Source organism: Pseudomonas sp. LF-5 (assembly GCF_037626295.1).
In the GTDB taxonomy this organism is placed as follows: Bacteria; Pseudomonadota; Gammaproteobacteria; order Pseudomonadales; family Pseudomonadaceae; genus Aquipseudomonas; species Aquipseudomonas monsensis.
Genome location: NZ_JARKMT010000004.1, coordinates 242743 through 264509 on the forward strand (window position 1 = coordinate 242743; position 21767 = coordinate 264509).

Annotated in this window: 19 protein-coding genes; 12 read left to right on the plus strand and 7 right to left on the minus strand. The window is 62.5% G+C overall.

Translation table 11 applies throughout. The features are described from left to right. Positions 1-3 precede the first annotated feature (3 nt). The 5 genes from kdpA to PseuLF5_RS15930 all read left to right on the plus strand — a co-directional run bounded on the left by kdpA (position 4) and on the right by PseuLF5_RS15930 (position 8077). A complete protein-coding gene (gene kdpA / locus PseuLF5_RS15910; protein WP_186744837.1) occupies positions 4-1698 on the plus strand; it encodes a potassium-transporting ATPase subunit KdpA in 1695 nt (564 codons plus the stop codon). Positions 1699-1708: 10 nt separating this feature from the next. Next, on the plus strand, positions 1709-3772 hold the full coding sequence (kdpB, locus tag PseuLF5_RS15915) for a potassium-transporting ATPase subunit KdpB (RefSeq protein ID WP_340133981.1): 2064 nt from the start codon (positions 1709-1711) through the stop codon (positions 3770-3772). Positions 3773-4003: 231 nt separating this feature from the next. After that, on the plus strand, positions 4004-4549 hold the full coding sequence (gene kdpC, locus PseuLF5_RS15920) for a potassium-transporting ATPase subunit KdpC (RefSeq protein WP_123466585.1): 546 nt from the start codon (positions 4004-4006) through the stop codon (positions 4547-4549). A gap of 129 nt (positions 4550-4678) precedes the next feature. Then, on the plus strand, positions 4679-7330 hold the full coding sequence (locus PseuLF5_RS15925; protein ID WP_123466583.1) for a sensor histidine kinase: 2652 nt from the start codon (positions 4679-4681) through the stop codon (positions 7328-7330). Positions 7331-7378: 48 nt separating this feature from the next. Next, the gene (locus PseuLF5_RS15930) at positions 7379-8077 is read left to right on the plus strand and encodes a response regulator (protein ID WP_267803101.1); all 699 of its coding nucleotides are present in this window, start codon (positions 7379-7381) and stop codon (positions 8075-8077) included. Positions 8078-8218: 141 nt separating this feature from the next. On the opposite strand, the gene PseuLF5_RS15935 is transcribed toward PseuLF5_RS15930, so the two are convergent. Next, the gene (locus PseuLF5_RS15935) at positions 8219-9256 is read right to left on the minus strand and encodes a patatin-like phospholipase family protein (RefSeq protein ID WP_123466579.1); all 1038 of its coding nucleotides are present in this window, start codon (positions 9254-9256) and stop codon (positions 8219-8221) included. A gap of 215 nt (positions 9257-9471) precedes the next feature. Between PseuLF5_RS15935 and PseuLF5_RS15940 the strand changes: the two genes are divergently transcribed. The 3 genes from PseuLF5_RS15940 to PseuLF5_RS15950 all read left to right on the plus strand — a co-directional run bounded on the left by PseuLF5_RS15940 (position 9472) and on the right by PseuLF5_RS15950 (position 11536). Continuing rightward, positions 9472-9750: a hypothetical protein gene (locus tag PseuLF5_RS15940; RefSeq protein WP_123466578.1), complete on the plus strand. Its 279-nt coding sequence runs from the start codon at positions 9472-9474 to the stop codon at positions 9748-9750. A 79-nt stretch (positions 9751-9829) separates the two neighbouring features. Next, complete coding sequence (locus PseuLF5_RS15945) at positions 9830-10597, plus strand: CHAD domain-containing protein (protein ID WP_217890327.1); 768 nt, start codon at positions 9830-9832, stop codon at positions 10595-10597. A 144-nt stretch (positions 10598-10741) separates the two neighbouring features. Continuing rightward, positions 10742-11536 carry an acyl-CoA thioesterase gene (locus PseuLF5_RS15950; protein ID WP_336347376.1) on the plus strand — a complete coding sequence of 265 codons (795 nt, stop codon included), beginning with the start codon at positions 10742-10744 and terminating at the stop codon, positions 11534-11536. A 1-nt stretch (position 11537) separates the two neighbouring features. Here PseuLF5_RS15950 and PseuLF5_RS15955 read toward each other — a convergent pair whose 3' ends face one another. The 3 genes from PseuLF5_RS15955 to PseuLF5_RS15965 form a co-directional block, all read right to left on the minus strand. Then, positions 11538-11903, minus strand: a complete 366-nt coding sequence (locus PseuLF5_RS15955) for an Mpo1-like protein (protein WP_186746479.1) — start codon at positions 11901-11903, stop codon at positions 11538-11540. 229 nt (positions 11904-12132) lie between these two features. Continuing rightward, positions 12133-13614, minus strand: coding sequence for a methyl-accepting chemotaxis protein (locus PseuLF5_RS15960; RefSeq protein ID WP_123466573.1), 1482 nt, complete (start codon positions 13612-13614; stop codon positions 12133-12135). 214 nt (positions 13615-13828) lie between these two features. Then, the gene (locus tag PseuLF5_RS15965) at positions 13829-14635 is read right to left on the minus strand and encodes a TatD family hydrolase (protein WP_340133983.1); all 807 of its coding nucleotides are present in this window, start codon (positions 14633-14635) and stop codon (positions 13829-13831) included. A 236-nt stretch (positions 14636-14871) separates the two neighbouring features. On the opposite strand from PseuLF5_RS15965, the gene PseuLF5_RS15970 reads away from it, so the two are divergent. The 3 genes from PseuLF5_RS15970 to PseuLF5_RS15980 all read left to right on the plus strand — a co-directional run bounded on the left by PseuLF5_RS15970 (position 14872) and on the right by PseuLF5_RS15980 (position 17397). Continuing rightward, positions 14872-16293 (plus strand): transglycosylase SLT domain-containing protein, encoded by a 1422-nt coding sequence (locus PseuLF5_RS15970; RefSeq protein WP_123466570.1) that lies wholly within the window; start codon positions 14872-14874, stop codon positions 16291-16293. Between the two features lie 112 nt (positions 16294-16405). Further along, positions 16406-16840: a DoxX family protein gene (locus PseuLF5_RS15975; protein ID WP_007908568.1), complete on the plus strand. Its 435-nt coding sequence runs from the start codon at positions 16406-16408 to the stop codon at positions 16838-16840. Positions 16841-17088: 248 nt separating this feature from the next. Next, on the plus strand, positions 17089-17397 hold the full coding sequence (locus tag PseuLF5_RS15980; RefSeq protein WP_123466568.1) for a class I SAM-dependent methyltransferase: 309 nt from the start codon (positions 17089-17091) through the stop codon (positions 17395-17397). 6 nt (positions 17398-17403) lie between these two features. Here PseuLF5_RS15980 and greB read toward each other — a convergent pair whose 3' ends face one another. From greB to PseuLF5_RS15995, 3 genes are read right to left on the minus strand one after another with little or no spacing between them, the layout of a single operon-like run. Further along, positions 17404-17901, minus strand: a complete 498-nt coding sequence (gene greB, locus PseuLF5_RS15985; RefSeq protein WP_123466566.1) for a transcription elongation factor GreB — start codon at positions 17899-17901, stop codon at positions 17404-17406. Between the two features lie 34 nt (positions 17902-17935). Next, positions 17936-20440, minus strand: coding sequence for an ABC transporter permease (locus tag PseuLF5_RS15990; RefSeq protein ID WP_340133985.1), 2505 nt, complete (start codon positions 20438-20440; stop codon positions 17936-17938). Continuing rightward, positions 20440-21123: an ABC transporter ATP-binding protein gene (locus tag PseuLF5_RS15995; protein ID WP_007908572.1), complete on the minus strand. Its 684-nt coding sequence runs from the start codon at positions 21121-21123 to the stop codon at positions 20440-20442. The genes PseuLF5_RS15990 and PseuLF5_RS15995 overlap by 1 nt, the downstream gene beginning before the upstream one ends. Before the next feature lie 10 nt (positions 21124-21133). Here PseuLF5_RS15995 and PseuLF5_RS16000 point away from each other — a divergent pair, with 10 nt between their 5' ends. Beyond that, a complete protein-coding gene (locus PseuLF5_RS16000) occupies positions 21134-21739 on the plus strand; it encodes an arylesterase (protein WP_166496840.1) in 606 nt (201 codons plus the stop codon). Positions 21740-21767: the final 28 nt, after the last annotated feature.

A 21767-nucleotide genomic window follows, 5' to 3' on the forward strand; every position in this document is an offset into this window, starting at 1 on the left:
GCTATGCACAGTTATGACTATTGGCTGATCCTCGCGTTTTTCGCGGTGGTCTTGCTGCCGGCGCCGTTCCTCGGGCGCTTTTACTACAAAGTGATGGAAGGGCAGCGCACCTGGCTGACGCCGATTCTCGGTCCGGTCGAGCGCGGTTGCTATCGCGTTGCCGGGGTTGATCCGAACGCCGAGCAGAGCTGGCAGAAATACACCCTGGCGCTGCTGGCGTTCAACCTCGCCGGTTTCCTCCTGTTGTTCGCGATCCTGTTGTTTCAGGATCACCTGCCGCTGAACCCGCAAAACCTGCCGGGCCAGGAATGGACCCAGGCGTTCAACACTGCGGTCAGTTTCATGACCAACACCAACTGGCAGTCCTACAGCGGTGAAGCGACCCTCAGCTACCTGAGCCAGATGGTCGGTCTCACCGTGCAGAACTTCGTCAGCGCCGCCACCGGTCTGGCCGTGCTGGTTGCGCTGTGCCGTGGTATCGGCCGCAAGTCGACCAAGACCCTCGGCAACTTCTGGGTCGACATGACCCGCGCCACCCTCTACGGCCTGCTGCCACTGTGCCTGCTGCTGGCGCTGTATCTGGTGTGGCAGGGCGTGCCGCAGACCTTCGCGCAATACGTCAATGCGGTGACCATGCAAGGCGTTGATCAAGTGATCCCGCTCGGCCCGGCGGCCAGCCAGATTGCGATCAAGCAACTGGGCACCAACGGTGGTGGCTTCTTCGGCGTGAACTCGGCGCACCCGTTCGAGAACCCGAGCGCCTGGAGCAACTTGTTCGAAGTGTCTTCGATCATTCTGATCCCGGTGGCACTGGTGTTCACCTTCGGTCACTACGTCAAAGACCTGCGTCAAAGCCGCGCGATCATCGCCTGCATGCTGGCGTTGTTCCTGATCGGTGGCGCGACTTCGCTGTGGGCCGAATATCAGCCTAACCCGGCGCTGAACAACGTCGCCGTCGAACAGACTGCGCCGCTGGAAGGCAAGGAAGCACGCTTCGGTACCACCGCCACTGTGCTGTGGTCGGTGACCACCACCGCCGCATCGAACGGTTCGGTCAATGGCATGCATGACAGCCTCAACCCGCTTAGCGGCATGGTCGCGCTGGTCAACATGATGGTCGGCGAAGTGATCTTCGGCGGCGTCGGTGCCGGGCTCTACGGCATGTTGCTCAACGTGCTGATCGCGGTGTTCCTCGCCGGCCTGATGATCGGCCGCACCCCGGAATACCTCGGCAAGAAACTCCAGGCGCGGGAAGTGCAACTGCTGGTGGTGACCTTGCTGGTGATGCCGATTGGCGTGCTGGTACTCGGCGCCATCGCGGCGACCCTGCCAGGCCCGGCGGCGACCATCAGCAACCCCGGCCCGCACGGTTTCAGCCAGTTGCTGTACGCCTACACCTCGGCCAGCGCCAACAACGGTTCGGCGTTCGGTGGTCTGAGCGCGAACACACCGTTCCACAACCTGATGCTGGGCTTGGGCATGTTGATCGGCCGCTTTGGTTACATCCTTCCGGTACTGGCCCTGGCCGGCAGCCTGGCGATGAAGAAAACCGCACCGATCGGCCAGAACAGCTTCCCGACCCACGGCCCGTTGTTCGTGACCCTGTTGACCGTGACCATTTTGCTGGTGGGCGGCTTGACCTTTCTGCCAACCCTGGCGCTCGGTCCAATCGCCGAACACCTAAGTATGGGCTTCTAAGGAATCCATCATGAATATGCATGTTCCTGCAAAACCTGCGGTGCCGGCCAAGTCGGCAGAAGCACCGAAAACCGCGATCTCGGCGCTGTGGCGTCCGGCGCTGGTGCAAGCCTTCGTCAAGCTCGACCCGCGCCAGCTGGTGCGTTCGCCCGTGATGCTGGTGGTCGAACTGACGGCGATTTTCACCACCGTGCTGTGCTTCATCCCGGACAACGTCGTGCCGACTTTCGTCGCCGCGCAGATTGCCCTGTGGCTGTGGTTCACCGTGCTGTTCGCCAACTTCGCCGAAGCCTTGGCCGAAGGTCGCGGCAAGGCCCGCGCCGACAGCCTCAAGGCTGGCAGCGAAGGCCTCAGTGCGCGGCGCAAACTGGCCAATGGCAGCTTCCAGGTGGTGCCCGCCGCCAGCCTGCGCAAAGGGGATGTGGTGCGCGTCGAAGCGGGGGAGATGATTCCCGGTGACGGCGAAGTCATCGAAGGCATCGCCGCAGTCAACGAAGCGGCGATCACCGGTGAATCGGCGCCGGTGATTCGCGAGTCCGGCGGCGACCGTTCCGCCGTCACCGGCAACACCCGGCTGGTGTCCGACTGGCTGCTGGTGAAGATCACCGCCAACCCCGGTGAGTCGACCCTCGACCGCATGATCGCGCTGGTCGAAGGCGCCAAGCGCCAGAAAACCCCGAACGAAGTGGCGCTGGACATCCTGCTGATCGGCCTGACCCTGATCTTCCTCTTGGTCGTCGTGACCCTGCAACCGTTCGCCCACTTCGCCAATGGCAGCCTGCCGCTGGTGTTCCTGGTGGCGCTGCTGGTTACGCTGATTCCGACCACCATCGGCGGCCTGCTGTCCGCCATCGGGATTGCCGGGATGGATCGCCTGGTGCGCCTGAACGTGATCGCCAAGTCCGGTCGCGCCGTGGAAGCGGCCGGTGACGTGCACGTGCTGCTCCTGGACAAGACCGGCACCATCACCTTCGGCAACCGTCGTTGCAGCGCGGTGCATGCCGCCCCCGGTGTGAATGGTCGCGAACTGGCTGAAGGTGCGTTGTTCGCCTCGCTGGCGGACGAAACCGCTGAAGGCAAATCCATCGTCGAATACCTGCGCGGTCTGCACCCGCAGTCCGAGCCGGCCCTGGATACCCTGACCGCCGTACCGTTCAGTGCCGAAACCCGTTTGTCCGGTGTCGACTATCAGGGCCGGGTTTATCGCAAAGGTGCGGTGGATTCGCTGCTGAGTTTCATCGGACAAAAACGCGCTGATCTGGCCCCGGCCCTGTCGCGGGAAATCGACAAGATCGCCCAGAGCGGCGGCACCCCGTTGCTGGTCTGCGTCGACGGCAAACTGCTTGGTGTGATCCACCTCAAGGACGTGGTCAAACCAGGCATTCGCGAACGTTTCGCCGAGCTGCGCAAACTGGGAATTCGCACTGTGATGGTCACCGGCGACAACCCGTTGACCGCTGCCGCCATCGCCGCTGAAGCAGGCGTCGATGACGTGCTCGCCGAAGCCACTCCGGAGAAAAAACTGGCGCGCATCCGTCACGAACAGAACGACGGTCGTCTAGTCGCCATGTGCGGCGACGGCGCCAACGACGCCCCGGCACTGGCCCAGGCTGACGTCGGCATGGCGATGAACGATGGCACCCAGGCGGCGCGCGAAGCGGCGAACATGGTCGACCTCGACAGCGACCCGACCAAGCTGCTGGACGTGGTGCAGATCGGTAAGGAATTGCTGGTGACCCGTGGCGCGCTGACGACCTTTTCCATCGCTAACGACGTAGCCAAGTACTTCGCGATCCTGCCGGCGCTGTTCGCGGCGATCTATCCGCAACTGGGCGTGCTGAACATCATGCACCTGACCAGTCCGCAGAGCGCGATTCTTTCGGCGATCGTGTTCAACGCCTTGATCATTGTTGTGCTGATTCCGTTGGCCCTGCGCGGTGTGCGAGTGCAGGCGGCGAGTGCGGCGGCGTTGTTGCGGCGCAATCTACTGATCTACGGACTGGGCGGGATTCTGGTGCCGTTCGTGGGGATCAAGGCGATCGACATGCTGCTCACGGCGCTGCATCTGGTGTGAGTTTGATATCGCAGCCCCTCACCCTGACCCTCTCCCAAGGGGAGAGGGGACTGACCGAGGTGATTACGAAAGCTGCATCGACCTGAAATACCGAGCCGAATTCAGGTCTTGAACGATACAGAAATCGGCTCCCTTTCCCCCTCGCCCCCTTGGGGGAGAGGGCTGGGGTGAGGGGGAAGAAGTCTCCCTGACACTCCACCCAAGTTGCCCAACGAATTCGAGGATTTTGCAATGTCCACAATGATACGTCCGGCCCTGAGCCTGCTGGTGCTGATGACCCTGATCACCGGCGTCGCCTATCCACTGGTGGTCACCGGTGTCGCGCAGGTTGCCTTTCCCGAGCAGGCCAATGGCAGCCTGGTGCATGACGCTACCGGTAAAGTCCGCGGCTCGTCGCTGATCGCCCAGGACTTCGTCGGTGATGCGTGGTTCCATCCGCGTCCTTCGGCGGGCGCGTTTGCGACCGTTTCCAGCAGTGCCAGCAACCTGGCGCCGAGTAATCCGGCGCTGGCCACGCGCGTGATCGACGACGCCAACAAGTTGCAAGTGCCCGGCCAGGGGCCAGTGCCTCTGGCGCTGCTGACCACCTCCGGCAGCGGCCTCGATCCGCACTTGCCACCGGCCGCAATTGCCTATCAACTGGCGCGTGTCGCGGCGGCGCGAAACGTGCCGGTGTCGACTTTGCAGCAACTGCTCGATGCGCACATCGAACAGCCGCTGGTTGGGCCACCGGTGGTCAATGTGCTTGAGTTGAACATGGCGCTGGAAAAGCTGTAATTCTGCGGCGCGGCCATTCGCCGGCAAGCCGCTCCCACAAGCGCAACGCTGAACCTGTGGGAGCCGGCTTGCGCGCGAAGAGGCCGGCACAGGTCACACATAATCACCTGAATGAAGAGATCCCCAAGCATGAGTGACTCCGGCCGCGCCGATGCGCTGTTAGCAGACCTGCCCCGCGACGGCCGTGGCCGGCTCAAGGTTTTCCTCGGCGCCGCCCCCGGCGTCGGCAAGACCTACGCCATGCTCCAGGCTGCCCACACCCAACTGCGCCAAGGCGTGAAAGTCATCGCCGGCGTGGTCGAAACCCATGGCCGCGCCGAGACTGAAGCGCTGCTTGGCGGTCTGCCGCAGCAACCGCTGGTGCGCTCGGAATACCGTGGCGTCATGCTTGAAGAAATGGACCTTGACGGTCTGCTCGCGGCGAAGCCGAAACTGGTGCTGGTCGATGAACTGGCCCACAGCAACGCCCCCGGCAGTCGCCACGCCAAGCGCTGGCAGGACATTCAGGAGCTGCTCGCCGCCGGCATCGACGTGTTCACCACCGTCAACGTCCAGCACCTGGAAAGCCTTAATGATCAGGTGCGCGGCATCACCGGTGTGCAGGTACGCGAAACCCTGCCGGACTGGGTGCTGCAGGAAGCCTACGAACTGCTGCTGATCGACCTGCCTCCCCGTGAACTGCTCGAGCGTCTGCGCGAGGGCAAGGTCTACGTGCCGGAACAGGCGCGCGCGGCGATTGATGCGTTTTTCACCCAGACCAACCTCACTGCATTGCGTGAGCTGGCGATGCAAACGGCGGCCGCGCAGGTCGATAACGATCTCGCCCAGGGTTATCGCCAGCTCGGTCAGGCGGCCCCGGCAGTGCGCGGCCGTTTGCTGGTGGGCGTCGATGGCGATGCACAGGCTGAACGTCTGGTGCGTCACGCCAGTCGCGTCGCCCAGCGTCGGCATTTGCCGTGGAGTCTGGTGCATGTCGACAACGGCACGGTGCGCGATGAACAGTCGCGCCTGCGCCTGCAAAGCGCGCAGCAATTGGCCGAGCGTCTGGGCGGTGAAGTGGTATTGCTGCGTGCCGGTGAAGTGGCGAAGACCCTGATTCAGCATGCCGCCGAACGCCGTGCGAGTCTGGTGTTGGTCGGTCAGTCGCGGCCGAGTCTGCGTCGTCGGCTGTTCGGTGGCGGGCTCGCCGCACGTTTGCTGCGGCAGGCGCATGGCCTGGAAATCAACGTCCTCGATAACGACCGTGAACACCCTCAGCAGCGCCTGCAAGTGACGCCGACGCTGGTCTGGTTCGACTATCTGCTGGCATTGGTTGCCACGGTGCTGGCCTGTGCGCTGGCGTGGGCGGTATCGAGTATTTTGCCGTTGCCGAACATCTCGCTGGTGTTCCTCGCCGCGGTGTTGCTGGTGGCGGTGCGCAGCAGTCTCGGGCCGGCCCTGGCCTGCGCCGCGCTATCGTTTCTGACCTACGATTTTCTGTTCATCCCGCCGAATTTTTCCTTCGCCATCCAGCGTGAAGAAGACGTCCTGACCTTGCTGTTTTTCCTGCTGATGGCGGCGCTCACCGGCAACCTCGCGGCGCGTCAGCGTCGACAACTGCAGGCGCTGCGTGACACCCAGGAAGAGACCACCGAACTGCTCGACCTGTCGCGCAAACTCACTGCCGCGACGGATCGTCAGGCCGTGGTCAGCGCCGCAGCGCAACACCTCAACGGCTGGAGCGATCTGCAACTGTGCCTGCTCAATCGCGACGGCCAGGGCGGCTGGAAAGTCGAGACCGGCGGGCCGCTGGAATTCAGCGAAGCCGAACGCGCCGCCGCCGACTGGGCCTGGCAACACGATCAACCCGCCGGCATGGGCACCGGCACGCTGCCGTTCGGACGTTGGTGGTGGTGGCCGCTGTCGGTCGAGGATGGGCCGCTGGCGCTGCTTGGGGTCTGCGCCAAAGAAGGCCAGACCTTGAGCGGTCAGCGTCGTCGCTTGCTCACCGCGTTGAGTCAGCCGCTGGCGCAGGCGCTGGCCCGGGCACAACTGGCGGATGATCTGGAAGCGGCGCGCCTGCATGGCGAAACCGAGCAGTTGCGCAGCGCGTTGCTGGCCTCGGTGTCCCACGATCTGCGCACGCCGCTGACCGCCATGCGCGGCAGCATCGACAGCCTGCTGGCGCTCGGTGAAGCGATCCCGCTGGAGGACCGTCGCGAGTTGCTCGAGGGTACCCGCGATGAGGCCGAGCGCCTCGACCGCTACATCCAGAACCTGCTCGACATGACCCGCCTCGGCCACGGTGCACTGAAACTGGCGCGCGACTGGGTGTCGCCGGCAGACATCGTCGGCAGTTCGCTCAATCGCCTGCGCGCAGTGCTGGCGCCGTTGCAGGTCAGTGCCGATGTGCCCGGCGAGTTGCCGTTGCTGTACGTGCACGCCGCGCTGATCGAACAGGCGCTGGTCAACGTGCTGGAGAACGCAGCACGGTTCTCGCCGCCCCACGGTCGGTTGCAACTCATCGCAGGCGCCAATGACCAAGAGATTTTCTTTTCGGTCAGCGATGAAGGCCCGGGGATTCCCGAGGACGAGCGGGCGAAGATTTTCGACATGTTCTACACCGCCGCACGCGGTGATCGTGGCGGCCAGGGCACCGGCCTGGGGCTGGCGATCTGTCAGGGCATGGTGGGCGCCCATGGCGGGCGCATCAGCGTCGCCGACGGTATCGACGGCCGCGGCACCTGCATCACCTTGCACCTGCCGTTGCAGACGCAGCCGGGGATGGACGATGAAGCCTGATCGCTACTGCGCTACTCTCTTGCCAATCTTTTGTGTTGATGTGAATTCATGAGCCAGACCGCGACCATTTTGGTGATCGACGACGAACCGCAGATTCGCAAGTTTTTGCGCATCAGCCTCGCGTCACAGGGCTACAAAGTGCTGGAGGCCGGCACGGGTGCCGAGGGCCTGGCGCAGGCGGCGCTGAACAAGCCGGACTTGCTGGTGCTCGACCTCGGTCTGCCGGACATGGACGGCCAGCAAGTGCTGCGCGAATTTCGCGAGTGGGCCACGGCGCCGGTGCTGGTGCTGTCGGTGCGCGCCAGTGAAGGGCAGAAGGTGCAGGCGCTGGATGGCGGCGCCAATGACTACGTGACCAAGCCGTTCGGCATTCAGGAGTTTCTCGCACGAATCCGCGCGCTGTTACGCCAGGCGCCAGCGGGAGAAGCGCAACAGGCGGCGTTGAGTTTCGGCCCGCTGACCGTCGACCTCGCCTATCGCCGGGTGCTGCTCGACGGGGTCGAAGTGGCGCTGACCCGTAAGGAATATGCCGTGCTGGCGCAACTGGCACGGCATCCGGGACGGGTGATCACCCAGCAGCAATTGCTCAAGGACATCTGGGGGCCGACCCATACCGAGGACAGTCATTATTTGCGGATTGTGGTGGGGCATTTGCGCCAGAAACTCGCGGATGATCCGACGCAGCCGCGGTTTATCGTGACGGAGGCGGGGGTTGGGTATCGCTTGTTGAGTGAGAACAGTCAGTAGGTTTTGTGTTGGCTGGTCTGGCCTCTTCGCGGGCAAGCCCGCTCCCACAGTGGACGGTGTGCAACACACATTTCAGTAACACCCGAGAACCCTGTGGGAGCGGGCTTGCCCGCGAAGAGGCCCGGTCAGGTTGCCGGGATTTCAGCCCTGCTCGCTGTCATAGCGATCCAGCGTATCCCGGGCAATCTCGCGTCCCAGCGCGATCAACTCCGGCGCCTTGTAAAACTCGAAAAACCGGCACACCCGTTTCGGCACGTTGATCAGGATATCCGGCGGATACCCGGCGATCTTGTACTGCGCCAGCGAGGTCTGCATTACCTCGAAACTCTGGTTGATCAGGTCGAGCAACGACGCCGGCCCGACGTTGTCGATGATGTACGAACCGGTCGCCGACTTCGGTGCGCCTTCACGCTCGGGCGCGGCCGCCGGTTGCTGGCTCTCCGGCCCGACACCTTCGAGCCACGGATTGATGTCTGCCGCCTCGGCGCGCAACGCTTCCTGCTCAAGCATCAGTAATTGCTCGGCCTGTTTGCGGCGGAATGGCATCTTCGAACCCAGTGAAGTGATCAGACTGTCGAACCGCGAGCGGAATGCGGGGGGACGCTGGATCACCGGCAATTGGTAATGGCGCTGGTTGGTCGAGTTGAGATTGACCGCGATGATCAGATCACAATGGCTGGACACTACCGGCACGATCGGCAACGGGTTGAGGATGCCGCCGTCGACCAGCATGCGATTGCCTTGCATCACCGGGGTGAACAGGCTGGGAATCGCCGCCGAGGCGCGCATGGCCTGGTGCAGGCAACCTTCCTGAAACCAGATTTCCTGCTGGTTGGTAAGGTCGGCGGCCACGGCGGTGTAGGGGATGCGCAGGTCCTCGATATTGATTTCGCCGACGATCTTGCGGATCTGCCCGAAGACTTTCTCGCCACGAATCGCGCCGAGGCGAAAGCTCACGTCCACCAGACGCAGCACATCGAGGTAATCCAGGCTTTCGATCCAGTTGCGGTACTCGTCGAGTTTGCCGGCGGCGTAAATTCCGCCCACCACGGCGCCCATCGAACAACCGGCAATACAGGCGATGTCGTAACCGCGTCGTTCGATTTCTTCAATGACCCCGATATGGGCATAACCCCGGGCGCCCCCGGAGCCCAGCACCAGCGCGACACGTTTTTTCATCAAGCTTCCTCCCGACAAGGTCCCACAATGCACCCTTCGACAGACGGGCTCAATCGCCGAGGTCGCTCAGTGCGCCGGTGGCGTCGTTTTTCACAATGGCGTGATGTTTCAGCGCTATCCTTTTCGCCAGTGCAGATTCGAGTCGGGCAAGGCACTTTTTTGCAGCCCGACCGTCTTACCTGCACGTCTGTTGACCTATCGTTGAGGTGTGAGTGATGAAAGCCTGGATCTGTGTGCCGTTGATGGCTCTGGCATTGGCCGGTTGCGCCGGCAAGACCGCGTACCGTGACACCTGCGGCAGCCAGCTCGATGCGGCGTGGCATGAGCTGGACCTGGCCAAGGCCGAAGGGTTTGCCGGTACGGTCAGTTATTCCAAGGCGCTGTCGTTACTGACGGCGGCAAAAACCCAGCAGCAATTCGAAGGTTTCGAAGGGTGCAGCAACAAAGCCGAGAAGGCGCGCTTCTACATTCGCGAATCCCGCGCCGGACGCTAAGCTGCTGACGTGAAGCAAGGATGCTGAGTTCGCAAAACATCAGACTCGTCCCGCAAGCCATTTGAATCAGGAGCAAGTGATGTCTGTGTTGGTTGACCGGTTGGTAGCTCATGTCCTGAGCCTGGAAGTGCGGTTGCTGGCCTGTCAGGCGCGCCTGACGGCGCGCACCGACCCCGAGGCGTTGCACGACTTGCGCACCACCGTACGCCGCTTGCGCAGCCTGTTGCGGCCGTTGCGCGGCTTGCCCGGCGTCGAGCAACTGGAAGACGCCGCGTCAGCGGTTGGCCAGGTGACGACGCCTTGGCGCGACCGTGAAGTGCTGGCGGCGTATCTGCTGCAACACCATCAGCCTGACGCCGCGCAACGGCGCATGGCGCAAATGGCCGAAGCCTACCCGGCGCTGGCGGCGAGCGCGGAGCTCAATGCGTTGCTGATGATTCTCGACGCGTTCCCGCGCTTCCTGCGGGCGTCCCAGCGGCAAGGATTGCTCAAGGACCTGGATAAACGCATTGAAAAACGTCTCGGCAAGCAATGGGAGAAACTCGACGAGGCACTGCACGATCCGGCCCACGATCGTCATCGCCTGCGCTTGCTGATCAAGCGTGTGCGCTATGGCATCGAAGCCTATCCCGAGCTGGATCGCTTGCCGAAGGCGGCGCTGAAACACTTGAAGGCCACGCAAGGGGCACTGGGTGACTGGCACGATTGCTGGCAATGGCTGGCCAAGGCGCAGCAGGAATCCGACCTGCAACCCTGCGTCGCCACCTGGCAGGCCGGGCTGATCGCGGCCGAACTCAAGGCCGACCGCGTGCTCGAAAAATTCAGCGCGACCTGCTTCAAATCCTGAATTCCCCTCAGATCCCCCCGAGGGAGCGGGCTGGCAAATCGGTGTAAGGCCTTTCTGTCAGCCCATTTGACCGGAATAGACGCTGCGGCGCTCTGCCATGCTGGTTAAGATCGCGGCATTCATTTCTTGATTGCCGAGGTTGTCATGCGCTTTTCCGATCTGCTGGAGGCGGTCCGCCGTCAACCGGAACTGACGATTCCCGCCGAGTGGGGTCAGGGCCGCGCCAGTTTTGGTGGCCTGGTGGCGGCGCTGCAATATGAAGCCATGCGCGCGAAGGTGCCGGCAGATCGCCCGGTGCGGTCGCTGGCGATCACCTTTGTCGGCCCGGTCGAGCCGCAAGTGCCAGTGAGTTTCGAAGTCGATGTGTTGCGCGAAGGCAAAGCGGTCAGCCAGGTGCTGGGGCGGGCCATGCAGAACGGGCAGGTAGTGACGATCGTGCAAGGCAGCTTCGGTGCTTCGCGACCTTCGGAAGTGGCCGTTGCGGCCTATCCGGCCGTTGACATGAAGCACTGGGAGGAATGCCAGGAATTGCCCTATATCAAGGGCGTGACCCCGGAGTTCATGCGTCATCTGGCGATGCGCTGGAGTGTCGGCGGCATGCCGTTCACCGGCACTCAATCGCGGCAGATGGGCGGCTGGGTGCGGTTGCGTGGGGACGTCAAGGAAGAGCCAGTCAATGAGGCGCATCTGCTGGCGCTGGTGGATGCATGGCCTCCGGCACTGTTGCCGTATCTGAGGAAACCGGCACCGGGCAGCACGTTGACCTGGACCATTGAATTCGTGCAACCGTTACACGATTTGAGCACGCTGGACTGGTGCAAATACCTCGCCGACATTGAGTACGCCGCCGACGGTTACGGCCATGTGGCCGCCAAGCTCTGGAGCGCGCAAGGGCAATTGATTGCCATGAGTCGCCAGACCGTCACGATCTTCGCCTGAATCAATGCCGACGGTGGCGCTCACGCCAGGCGCGCCACCAGCCGCCGCTGAGGAAAAACCGTGGAAAGGTCAGGAATTGTTCGACCAGCAAGCGCGACACGGCATCCTTGCGGTCACTGAACGGCTCGGAGGCTTGCGCCTCCAGGCTGTGGCCGTGGCGCTGCAGACCCAGCGCCGCGATGATGCCGATCACACCGATAGCCACGCTGCCCAGGCTCAGGCTGAACACCCCGGAGACGATCAGCAGAAATGCCACGATGAACAGCGGTACGGCAATCAGGTGCAGCACCAGATTGGTCGGGTGCTGATGATTGTTCGGGTACGCGCGCCATTGCCACGCGGGAAGATTGGGGTGACGTTTGCCCATGTTGACTACTCCTCGATCCATGTTGAACACAAGGTTGAAGAATAGGCCGGGGCGGGTGGGGCGGCGAATCGAGGTTGGCTATGGCGGTGATAGGCACTATGGCTGGATTCGCTGGTGTCTCGGCAGGCGCCAGCGCGGGCAAGCTCGCTCCCACAGTGATCTGCAGTGAGCAGCCATTTTGTGAGCACCCATGAAACCTGTGGGAGCGAGCTTGCCCGTGATGAGGTCTTCAGAGTTTGAGTTGGCCTATCGCCTTGCTTAACTCCCCAGCCAACGTCGCCAATTCATTACTGGTCGTCGCTGAATCCACGGTCTGCTGCACTGTGTTCTCGGTCACATCCCGAATGCTCACCACCGCCCGATTCATCTCTTCCGCCACCTGACTCTGCTGCTCCGCAGCCACCGCAATCTGCGTGTTGCTCTCGCGCATCTGCGCCACGGCACCGGTGATTTCCGCCAGCGCTTCACCGGCCGCTTGCGCCTGTTGCACACAGTCATCGGCCTTGTACGAACTCTCCTGCATGAAATCCACCGCGTCGCGTGTGCCGGCCTGCAACGCCGAGACCATGGTGGTGATCTCGTCCGTCGAGGTCTGCACCCGTTTCGCCAGATTGCGCACTTCATCGGCGACCACGGCAAAGCCACGGCCCATCTCGCCGGCACGCGCGGCTTCGATGGCGGCGTTCAGCGCCAACAGGTTGGTCTGTTCGGCGATGCTGTGGATCACGCTGACCACGCCGTTGATCTTCTGGCTGTCTTCGGCCAGACGCTGAATCATCTCGGCGGTCTGCTGCACGCCGCTCGATAACCCGGCGATCGAATGCTGCACCCGGGCCACCACTTGCTGGCCGCTGCCGGCCAGGCCATCGGCGGTCTGCGAGAGGTCACGGGTGGCGCCGGCGTGTTGGGCGATGTGGTAAACGGTGGCGGTCATCTCGTTGATGGCGGTGGCGGCCTGATCGGTTTCGCTCTGTTGCCCGAGCATGCCGTGGCGCACTTCGTTCATGCTCGACGCCAGCCGCGCCGCGCCGACATCCAGTTGCCGCGCCGTGTTGGCAACGGTGGTGACCACCCGTTGATAACCGGCCTGCATCGCGTTGAACGCATTGGCCATCTGCCCGACTTCATCTTTGCAGGCCAGCGGCACCCGAGCGGAGAGGTCACCGCTTTTCTCGACATGCAGCATCACGTCTTTCAACGTGTTGAGCTGGCTGAGCAGGAAGCGGATCAGCAACTGCGAAGCGCCGAGCATCGCCAGCATCAGGATAAACACCGCCACCGCGTAGTTGGCGAATCGCTCGCTGAACACCTGACTCAGGCTCGGGCCATAGGCAATCACGGCGACGTGCTGACCGTCGGCGCGGCTGAACACTTCGGCGCCCATCAGCGGGTTGTCACCGAACAGCGGCATCGGATTGATCTCGTTCCAGCCGTTGCTGTCGGTGACCTCCAGCAACGGCTGATCATTGAGGCGGGGCGCTTCGCCGCGTTTGAAGGTCAGTACCTGATCGGCCTTGGGCAGGGCTTGCCCGGCCGGCCAGGCCTTGAGCAACTGCGCCTGAGCCTGAGCGGACGCTTGCGCGGCGTGGCTGCGAGCCTGCTGTTCAAGTTGCACGGCGTACAACACCAACAGCAGGGTGGTGACAAAGGCGACCGCGTTAACCGCCCAGAATTTGTATTTCAGCGAGATATTGCTAAGCCAGGCACCCATGGAGGTCTTCTCTGATAGCGGAAACAGCATTGGCAAGGTGCCATTATTGTGCCGCTATGCAGACTGGAAGATCTTGATATGAGTCAACAGACGATCAGGTCTCGCCCGTGTAGGAGTGAGCCTGCTCGCGATGGCGGTGGATCAATTTACATCGTTGTCGATGGGCACACCGCCATCGCGAGCAGGCTCACTCCTGCATTGAGTTTTTAGGGTGTCAGGAAAGTGTGGGTAAACCGTAAAACACGCGGGCACACGCCGTGGTATGCGCCGCCAGATCTTCCTCGGTCTCACCTCGATGCAACGCCACTTCGCGCAACACTTCGGTCAGGTAGGCCGGCTCATTGCGGCCGTTTTTCGGTTTCGGCCGCAGGGTGCGCGGCAGCAAGTACGGCGCGTCGCTTTCCAGCATCAGCCGTCCACGCTTGATCTCTTTGACCAGCGGGTGCAAATGCGTGCCCCGGCGCTCATCGCAGATCCACCCGGTGATGCCGATGTGCAGGTCCAGATCGAGGTAACTGAACAACGCCTTTTGCTCGCCGGTGAAGCAGTGCACCACGGCGGCCGGCAGTTGATCGCGGAAGTCTTTGAGAATCTCCAGCAGGCGCTGGCTGGCGTCGCGCTCGTGCAGGAACACCGGCAACTGCAGTTCAGCGGCCAGCGCCAGGTGTTCTTCGAGGACTTTTTCCTGCTGTGGGCGCGGCGAGAAATCACGGTTGAAATCCAGTCCGCATTCACCCACGGCGACCACGTTGTTCTCTTGCAACAGACTGCGCAAACGGCGGGCGCTGTCGGCGTTCCAGTCGCTGGCCGAATGCGGATGGATGCCGGCGGTGGCGAACAGGCGCTGAGCGCTTTCATCCAGTTGCTGGCACAGTTCCAGGGCCTGTTGGCTACCCTCGACGCTGGTGCCCGTCAGTACCAGTTGGCAGACCCCGGCAGCGTAGGCGCGGTCGAGTACGGCCTGGTGTTTGTCGGCGAAACTTGGGTTGGTCAGGTTGACGCCGATATCGATGAGTTGCATGGTTGCTACCTCGGGCCGAAGGCCGGAAAGCATACCAGAGCTGTAGATTCATAAGAAAAGCCAAGAACTACAACGAGTTATAGCTGTCTTTTGATGCCGCGACGCAGTCCGGGTTGGCAGCAATGCCATCACTGTGCCAGTCTCTCGCACTTTGTCAGCGCTCCAGGCGCTCTGTTTTCGTCGGTGATTTCGACCGTTCAGCGGTGAAATTACCCCGTATTCTTTCCGGAGAGTGGATGGTTCGTCCCTCGATGTTGCTCCTGTTGTGTGGTTCGCTGCTGCTGCCGATGACGGCGGTTGCGCGCCTGCCCGGGCCGCTGCAAGCCGTACCGGCGGCCAAGGTGCGTGACTTGTCCGAGATTCGCAGCAGCCGCGTCTTGCGCGTGCTGGTCAACCAGAGCCGCAACAGCTCCGGTGAAGTTCAAGGGCAGTCCATCGGTGTCGAATACCATCGCCTGCGCGCCTTCGAGCAATACCTCAATGGCCACGCCCGTGACGGCCAGGAAATCACCCTCAAGATCATTCCCAAGGCCAAGGATCAGCTGCTGGGCGCCTTGCAGCGCGGCGAGGGTGATCTGGTCGCACCGGGCGAGTTGCTTGAACTGCAACCGGGCCATGCGGTGGCCAGCAGTGAGCCGATTGCCAGCAACGTGCCACTGGTGCTGGTCGGGATCAAGGGCGAGCGGCGTTACACCAAGGTCGAACAGCTCTCCGGCAAGACCCTGGCGTTGCCGACCGGCAGTGCGGCGGGGGAGGCGGTCAGTCAGCTCAATCAGAAACTGGCGCTGCACAAACTGGCGCCAATCAAGATCGAATGGGTCGACCCGACGCTGGCGGTCGAAGATGTGCTGGAGATGGTGCAGGGCGGCATCTTCCACCTGACCATTGTCGAGCAACCGATTGCCGAGCGTTGGGGCAAAATCTTGCCGAAGCTGCGTTTCGACCGGCAACTGATGATCAGCGAGCCGGGGGAGGAATACTGGTTCGTGCGTCGCGATGCTTCGATGCTGCGGGCGAGCGTTGATCGTTTCCTCAGCGGTTACAAAAAACCGTCGAACGAAGATGCGGCGTTTCTGCGTATCTATCGGCGGCTGTACCAGGTTCACTATCCACTGGCCAGGGCCGATCGCCAGCGCTTGGAAAAACTGCGCCCGACCCTGCAAAAACATGCCCAGGCGCAGAACATGGACTGGTTGAACCTTGCCGCGCTGGCGTTCAAGGAATCGGCGCTGCAACCCAGCGCCCGCAGTGGCAGCGGCCCGACCGGGTTGATGCAAATCACGCCGTCCGCCGCCCAGCGTGTGGGTGTCAACAATATCCAGAATCTCGATGCCAACGTGCAGGCCGGCGCCAAGTACCTGGCGATGATCCGTCGCAAGTTCTTCAACAGCCCCAAGCTCAATGAGCGCGAGCGCATGGCCTTCACCCTGGCGGCCTACAACATCGGTCCCGAACGTGTGCAGGGCATGCGCGCCGAAGCCCGGCGGCGTGGGCTGAACCCCAATCAGTGGTTTTTCCAGGTCGAACGCATCGCCATGGAGCAAGTAGGAATGGGGCCTGTCAGCTATGTTAATAGCGTGAACAAGTATTACTTGGCGTTCGACCGGGAGCGGGAGTCGTTGGAGCCCGGGGCGCAAAAAATCGTCTCACGGAAATGATCTAATAAACTGATTGTTATGGCGGAATATTTGCGCTTTTAACATGAGATTTACTGATTAATATAGCGGCCAACCAACACACACAACTTCTCGCAAAAACAAGGAATGCCCCATGAGCTCTCTGATCAACAAAGTTCTGTTCACCCGCGCCGGCTACGGTCTGACCATCCTGCGCATCGCTGTCGGCGTGATCTTCGCGGCTCACGGTTCGCAAAAACTTTTCGGTCTGTTCGGTGGTTACGGTCTGGCGGGCACGGCGCAGTACATGGACAGCATCGGTCTGCACCCGGGTTACCTGATGGCCACACTGGCCGGCGGTACCGAGTTCTTCGCCGGGCTGGCGCTGATCATCGGCCTGCTGGTGCGTCCGGCAGCGCTGGGTCTGACCTTCCTGTCGCTGGTGGCCATCTTCACCGTGCACATCAGCAACGGTCTGTTCATGGCCAACAACGGCTACGAGTTTGCCCTGGCGTTGCTCGGTGGCAGCCTCGCAGTACTGATTGAAGGCGCCGGCAAGCTTTCGGTGGATCGCGCCATCGCCGGTTAAGCGCTCTGGCTCAAGCAACAGGCCCGCATTGTGCGGGCCTTTTTTGTTGCGGCTGATTCTTGACACCCATCGGTCACGTTCTCTAGGATGTTGCTCATGCGCCGATTTAAACAGCTACTTGCGGGGCGCCAGGTGACTCAGACAGTTGCCGTCAGAAGCCGGAACAGGGCTTCGAAATACCGCTAAAGCGCTGGTTCGGTGTTGCCTCTCACCTGCCATGCAGACTTTTGAGGCAGAGACACGACACGATGAATGCACTACGCCCTCCAGCACGTCCAGCGCCGATCACCGCGCATATCACCCAGCGCAACCCGAAAATCCTGCTTGGTGGCAAACATCAGCCGACGCTGTTGCGTTATCTCGATGGCTGGCCACGTCGCAGCGGCGGTCCTGCCGCGTTCCTGATCCAGTTTGTCGAAGACGGCGAGTCACTGGCACGCTTTGCCAGCGACAGTTTCGACCTGGCCGTGATTCAGGCGCCCAGCGCTGCAGATGCTGCGGAAATGATCAAACAGCTGACCCGTGTTGCGCGGCAGGGACTGATCACCCGTGGTTGAAATGCGTTACGGGTAGTCGATCGCCACGACATAGACGAATTGCTCGCCAGTCGGCGTCTGCACCCGCACTTCGGCGTCCAGCGCCTTGCCGATCAAGGCGCGGGCCAGCGGTGAGTCGATGCTGATCAAACCCAGCTTCAGATCCAGTTCATCCGGACCGACGATGCGGTAGCGCGACTGCTTGCCGTCTTCGTCTTCGATGGTGACCCAGGCGCCGAAATAGACCTTGTTCGGATCGCTGGGTTTTTCGCTGACGACCTTCAAGGCTTCCAGGCGCTTGGTGAGAAAACGCACGCGACTGTCGATCTCGCGCAGCATCTTCTTGCCGTAGGTGTACTCGGCGTTTTCCGAGCGATCACCCTGCGCCGCCGCCTCACTGACCGATTGCGTCACCTGCGGGCGGCGCACATGCCACAACTCATGAAATTCGGCGCGCATCCGCGCTTCACCTTCAGGGGTGATCAGCGCGGTGCCGGCGGTGCGGGGAGGGCGATAACGGCTCATGGCAAGTTCTTGTGATGGAGAGTGCTTGAGTCTATCAACCCTCGCGCAACACTGTCAGTGGGCTCGCGTTCAACGCGCGCCGGGTGCCGAACACTCCGGCGCCGCCAATCAAGGCCGCGCCAATCAGTGGCAATAACAGCAACCACGGATGCGGATGCCACGGCAGATCGAAGGCGTAGCGGTACAGCACCAGGCTCACCACTTCCGAACCGATGGCCGCCAGCAAGCCGCTCACTGCGCCGAGCAAACCGAACTCGATGCGCCGCGCCTTGATCAGCAACCGCCGTTCCGCGCCGAGTGCGCGCAGCAACGCACCTTGGCGGATGCGTTCGTCCAGGGTTGCCTGCAATCCGGAAAACAGCACCGCCATCCCCGCCGCCAGCACGAACAACAACACGTACTCCACCGCCAGCGTGACCTGGGCGAGGATGCTGCGCAGCTGTTCGAGCAGCGCTTCGACCTGCAGAATGGTCACTGCCGGGAACGCCCGCGACAGCTCGATGATCTGCTGATCGTGGCCGGGAGCCAGATAGAAACTGGTCAGGTAGGTCGCCGGCAGATCCCTCAAGGTGCCGGGCTGGAAGATCATGAAGAAGTTTGGCTGGAAGTTGTCCCAATTGATTTCACGCAGGCTGGTGACCTTCGCTTCTCGGTTGACCCCGCCGACGCTGAATACCAGGTGATCGCCCAGTTTCAGTTTGAGGCTCTCGGCGACTTTGCCTTCCACGGAAACGCCAGGAATCTCGTCGCCCGGCTGATCCTTCCACCATTCCCCGGCGGTCAGCTTGTTGCCGGCCGGCAGGTCGGCGGCCCACGTCAGACTGAGATCGCGCTGAATGGCGCGGTCGCCGGCCGAATCCTTGCTGACGATCTGCTGCACCGCTTCGTCGTTGATGCTGATCAGGCGTCCTGGTACCACCGGGTACAGGGGCGCTGCTTGCGCGGACACATTGACCAAACGATCGGTGAAGGCCTGTTTGTCCGCCGGCAGGATGTTCAGGGCAAAGTAGTTCGGGGCGTTTTTCGGCAACTGGTTCTGCCAGGTGTCGAGCAGTTCACCACGCAGCAGGGCGATCAAGGCCATCGACAACAGAATCAAACCGAACGCCAATGCTTGCCCGGCGGCGGCCAGTGGATGACGCAACAACTGGCCAAGGCCCAGGCGCCACGGCAGGGAGGCGCGGGCCAGCAGGCGGCGCAAACTGTTGAGCAGCAACAGTAGCAATCCACCCAGAATGACCGCCGCTACTACACCGCCGCCGAGCAGGGCGAAGGTCAGCAGCAGGTCCAGGCTCAGGCGCCACATGATCAGGCCGAGGGCGCCCAGGGCTGCGCCGTAAACCATCCAGGTGCTCGAAGGTATCGGCAGCATGTCGCGGCGCAGTACGCGCAGCGGCGGTACACGTCCCAACGCGGCGAGCGGTGGCAGGGCGAATCCGGCCAGCGCCACCAGTCCAGTGCCGATCCCGGCAATGGCCGGGAACACTCCGCCCGGTGGCACATCACTTGGCAGCAGGTCATGCAGCAGCGCGAACAGACCCAGTTGCGCCAGCCAGCCGAGCAGCGCGCCGCTGAGGGCGGCAAGCAGCCCGAGCGCCGTCAGCTGCAGGCTGAACAACACCATGGTTTCCCGGCGCGACAGACCCAGGCAGCGCAACAAGGCACTGGCGTCGAAGCGGCGACTGGCAAAGCGATTCGCCGACAACGCCACGGCCACCCCGGCCAGCAGCACCGCCACCAGACTGGCCATGTTCAGATAACGCTCGGCTTTGCCCAGCGCGCCGCCAATCTGCCGATTGCCGTCACGGGCATCCTGAATCCGCTGGTTCGCCGCCAGCCCCGGTTTGATCAATTGCCGATAGGTTTCCAGCGCCTGCGGTTCACCGCGCCAGAGTTCGCGGTAGCTCACGCGACTGCCGGGCTGGACCACGCCGGTGGCGGCAAGGTCATCGAGGTTGATCATGACCCGTGGCGTCAGGCTGTAGAAGTTGCCGGCGCGGTCCGGTTCGTAGGTCAGCACGCGCGTCAGCTTCAACGTCTTCATGCCGACGTCGATGCTGTCGCCGATCTTCAGGTCCAGTGCGGTCAGCAGGCGCGCCTCGACCCAGGCCTCACCGGGTTGCGGTTCACCGCCGGACGCTTCGACAGCGAATGGCGCCGGGGCGCTCTTCAGTTCACCGCGCAAGGGATAGGCGCGATCGACCGCTTTGATGCTCGATAGCTGAATGCCGTTGTCGGTAGCAATGACGCTGGAAAACTCCACCACCTGCGCGTGATTCAAGCGCAGCTCGGTGCCGCTGCGGATCTGTTCCTCGCGTGCCGGCGAGCTGCCTTCCAGCACCAGGTCGGCGCCCAGGAACTCGGTGGCGCGCAGCATCATGGCGCCATTGAGGCGGGCACCAAAGTAGCCGATAGCGGTACTGGCCGCCACGGCGACCACCAGTGCGAAGAACAACACGCGCAACTCCCCGGCGCGGGCATTGCGCAGCAGTTGGCGAATGGCGAGGCTGAACAGGCGCAACAGCGGCAGACGTGCCATCAAGGCTCCAGAGGGGCGACCAACAGCCCGGCTTCAAGTCGGATCAGACGCCGGCAGCGATGGGCCAGGCGTTCGTCATGGGTCACCAGCACCAGGGTGGTGCCGCGTTCCTTGTTCAATTCGAACAGCAAGTCGCTGATGCGCTCGCCGGTGTGGCTGTCGAGGTTGCCGGTGGGTTCGTCGGCGAACAGCACATCCGGCTCGGCAGCGAACGCACGGGCAATGGCTACACGTTGCTGTTCGCCACCGGAGAGCTGGCGCGGCGAATGTGTCAGGCGCTGGCCGAGACCCACGCGCTGGAGCAATTCGGTCGCACGTTCACGGGCGTCTTTGCGGCCATCGAGTTCCAGCGGCAGCATGACGTTTTCCAGTGCGTTGAGGCTGTCGAGCAACTGGAACGACTGAAAGACGAAGCCGACGTGCTCGGCACGGATGCGCGCGCGCTGGTCTTCGTCGAGATTGCTCAAGCCCTGGCCGGCGAGAATGACTTCGCCACTGCTCGGCAGGTCGAGGCCGGCGAGCAGGCCGAGCAGGGTGGATTTGCCGGAACCGGACGCGCCGACGATGGCCAGGCTGTCGCCCTTGTTCAGTTCCAGGCTGAGTTCGTGCAGGATAGTCAGTTCACCTTCCGCGCTGGGAACCACTTTGCTGAGGTTCTTCGCGGTGAGAATGCTTGCGCCCATGGAGAATCCGATGCGTGTGTGGTTTTTGAGTGCTGGCCTGGCCCTGATGTGCATGGCCCAGAACGCAGCGGCGGGTACTGTCCTGATCGTTGGCGATAGTATCAGCGCCGGTTTCGGACTGGATACCCGGTTGGGGTGGGTATCGCTGCTCGAGCAACGGCTCAAACAGGAGGGTTTCGACGATAAAGTCGTTAACGCCTCCATCAGCGGCGACACCAGTGCCGGAGGCCAGGCACGGCTGCCGGCGCTGCTTGCAGAGCATAAGCCGGAGCTGGTGATCCTCGAGTTGGGCGGCAACGATGGCCTGCGCGGAATGCCGCCAACGCAATTGCAACAAAACCTTGCGGCGATGATCGACAGCTCGCGCCAGAGTGGCGCCAAGGTGCTGTTGCTCGGCATGCAGCTGCCTCCCAACTACGGCAAGCGCTACACCGATGCCTTTGCCGAGGTTTACGGCAAACTCGCCGATGAGAAGAAGATCCCGCTGGTACCGTTTTTCCTCGACGGCGTCGGCGGTCATCCGGACCTGATGCAGGCCGATGGTCTGCACCCGGCAGCCGGGGCTCAGGGCAAGTTGCTGGAAAATGTCTGGCCGACGCTAAAACCGCTGTTATGAGGCTTTTCTAGTGGCAGGCTTTCGGCTA

What these genes read in the sequence shown, in the direction of transcription:
- kdpA (WP_186744837.1), top strand. Translation starts at nt 4, where the DNA reads ATGCACAGTTATGACTATTGGCTGATCCTCGCGTTTTTCGCGGTGGTC.
- kdpB (WP_340133981.1), top strand. Translation starts at nt 1,709, where the DNA reads ATGAATATGCATGTTCCTGCAAAACCTGCGGTGCCGGCCAAGTCGGCA.
- kdpC (WP_123466585.1), top strand. Translation starts at nt 4,004, where the DNA reads ATGTCCACAATGATACGTCCGGCCCTGAGCCTGCTGGTGCTGATGACC.
- PseuLF5_RS15925 (WP_123466583.1), top strand. Translation starts at nt 4,679, where the DNA reads ATGAGTGACTCCGGCCGCGCCGATGCGCTGTTAGCAGACCTGCCCCGC.
- PseuLF5_RS15930 (WP_267803101.1), top strand. Translation starts at nt 7,379, where the DNA reads ATGAGCCAGACCGCGACCATTTTGGTGATCGACGACGAACCGCAGATT.
- PseuLF5_RS15935 (WP_123466579.1), bottom strand. Translation starts at nt 9,256, where the DNA reads ATGAAAAAACGTGTCGCGCTGGTGCTGGGCTCCGGGGGCGCCCGGGGT.
- PseuLF5_RS15940 (WP_123466578.1), top strand. Translation starts at nt 9,472, where the DNA reads ATGAAAGCCTGGATCTGTGTGCCGTTGATGGCTCTGGCATTGGCCGGT.
- PseuLF5_RS15945 (WP_217890327.1), top strand. Translation starts at nt 9,830, where the DNA reads ATGTCTGTGTTGGTTGACCGGTTGGTAGCTCATGTCCTGAGCCTGGAA.
- PseuLF5_RS15950 (WP_336347376.1), top strand. Translation starts at nt 10,742, where the DNA reads ATGCGCTTTTCCGATCTGCTGGAGGCGGTCCGCCGTCAACCGGAACTG.
- PseuLF5_RS15955 (WP_186746479.1), bottom strand. Translation starts at nt 11,903, where the DNA reads ATGGGCAAACGTCACCCCAATCTTCCCGCGTGGCAATGGCGCGCGTAC.
- PseuLF5_RS15960 (WP_123466573.1), bottom strand. Translation starts at nt 13,614, where the DNA reads ATGGGTGCCTGGCTTAGCAATATCTCGCTGAAATACAAATTCTGGGCG.
- PseuLF5_RS15965 (WP_340133983.1), bottom strand. Translation starts at nt 14,635, where the DNA reads ATGCAACTCATCGATATCGGCGTCAACCTGACCAACCCAAGTTTCGCC.
- PseuLF5_RS15970 (WP_123466570.1), top strand. Translation starts at nt 14,872, where the DNA reads ATGGTTCGTCCCTCGATGTTGCTCCTGTTGTGTGGTTCGCTGCTGCTG.
- PseuLF5_RS15975 (WP_007908568.1), top strand. Translation starts at nt 16,406, where the DNA reads ATGAGCTCTCTGATCAACAAAGTTCTGTTCACCCGCGCCGGCTACGGT.
- PseuLF5_RS15980 (WP_123466568.1), top strand. Translation starts at nt 17,089, where the DNA reads ATGAATGCACTACGCCCTCCAGCACGTCCAGCGCCGATCACCGCGCAT.
- greB (WP_123466566.1), bottom strand. Translation starts at nt 17,901, where the DNA reads ATGAGCCGTTATCGCCCTCCCCGCACCGCCGGCACCGCGCTGATCACC.
- PseuLF5_RS15990 (WP_340133985.1), bottom strand. Translation starts at nt 20,440, where the DNA reads ATGGCACGTCTGCCGCTGTTGCGCCTGTTCAGCCTCGCCATTCGCCAA.
- PseuLF5_RS15995 (WP_007908572.1), bottom strand. Translation starts at nt 21,123, where the DNA reads ATGGGCGCAAGCATTCTCACCGCGAAGAACCTCAGCAAAGTGGTTCCC.
- PseuLF5_RS16000 (WP_166496840.1), top strand. Translation starts at nt 21,134, where the DNA reads ATGCGTGTGTGGTTTTTGAGTGCTGGCCTGGCCCTGATGTGCATGGCC.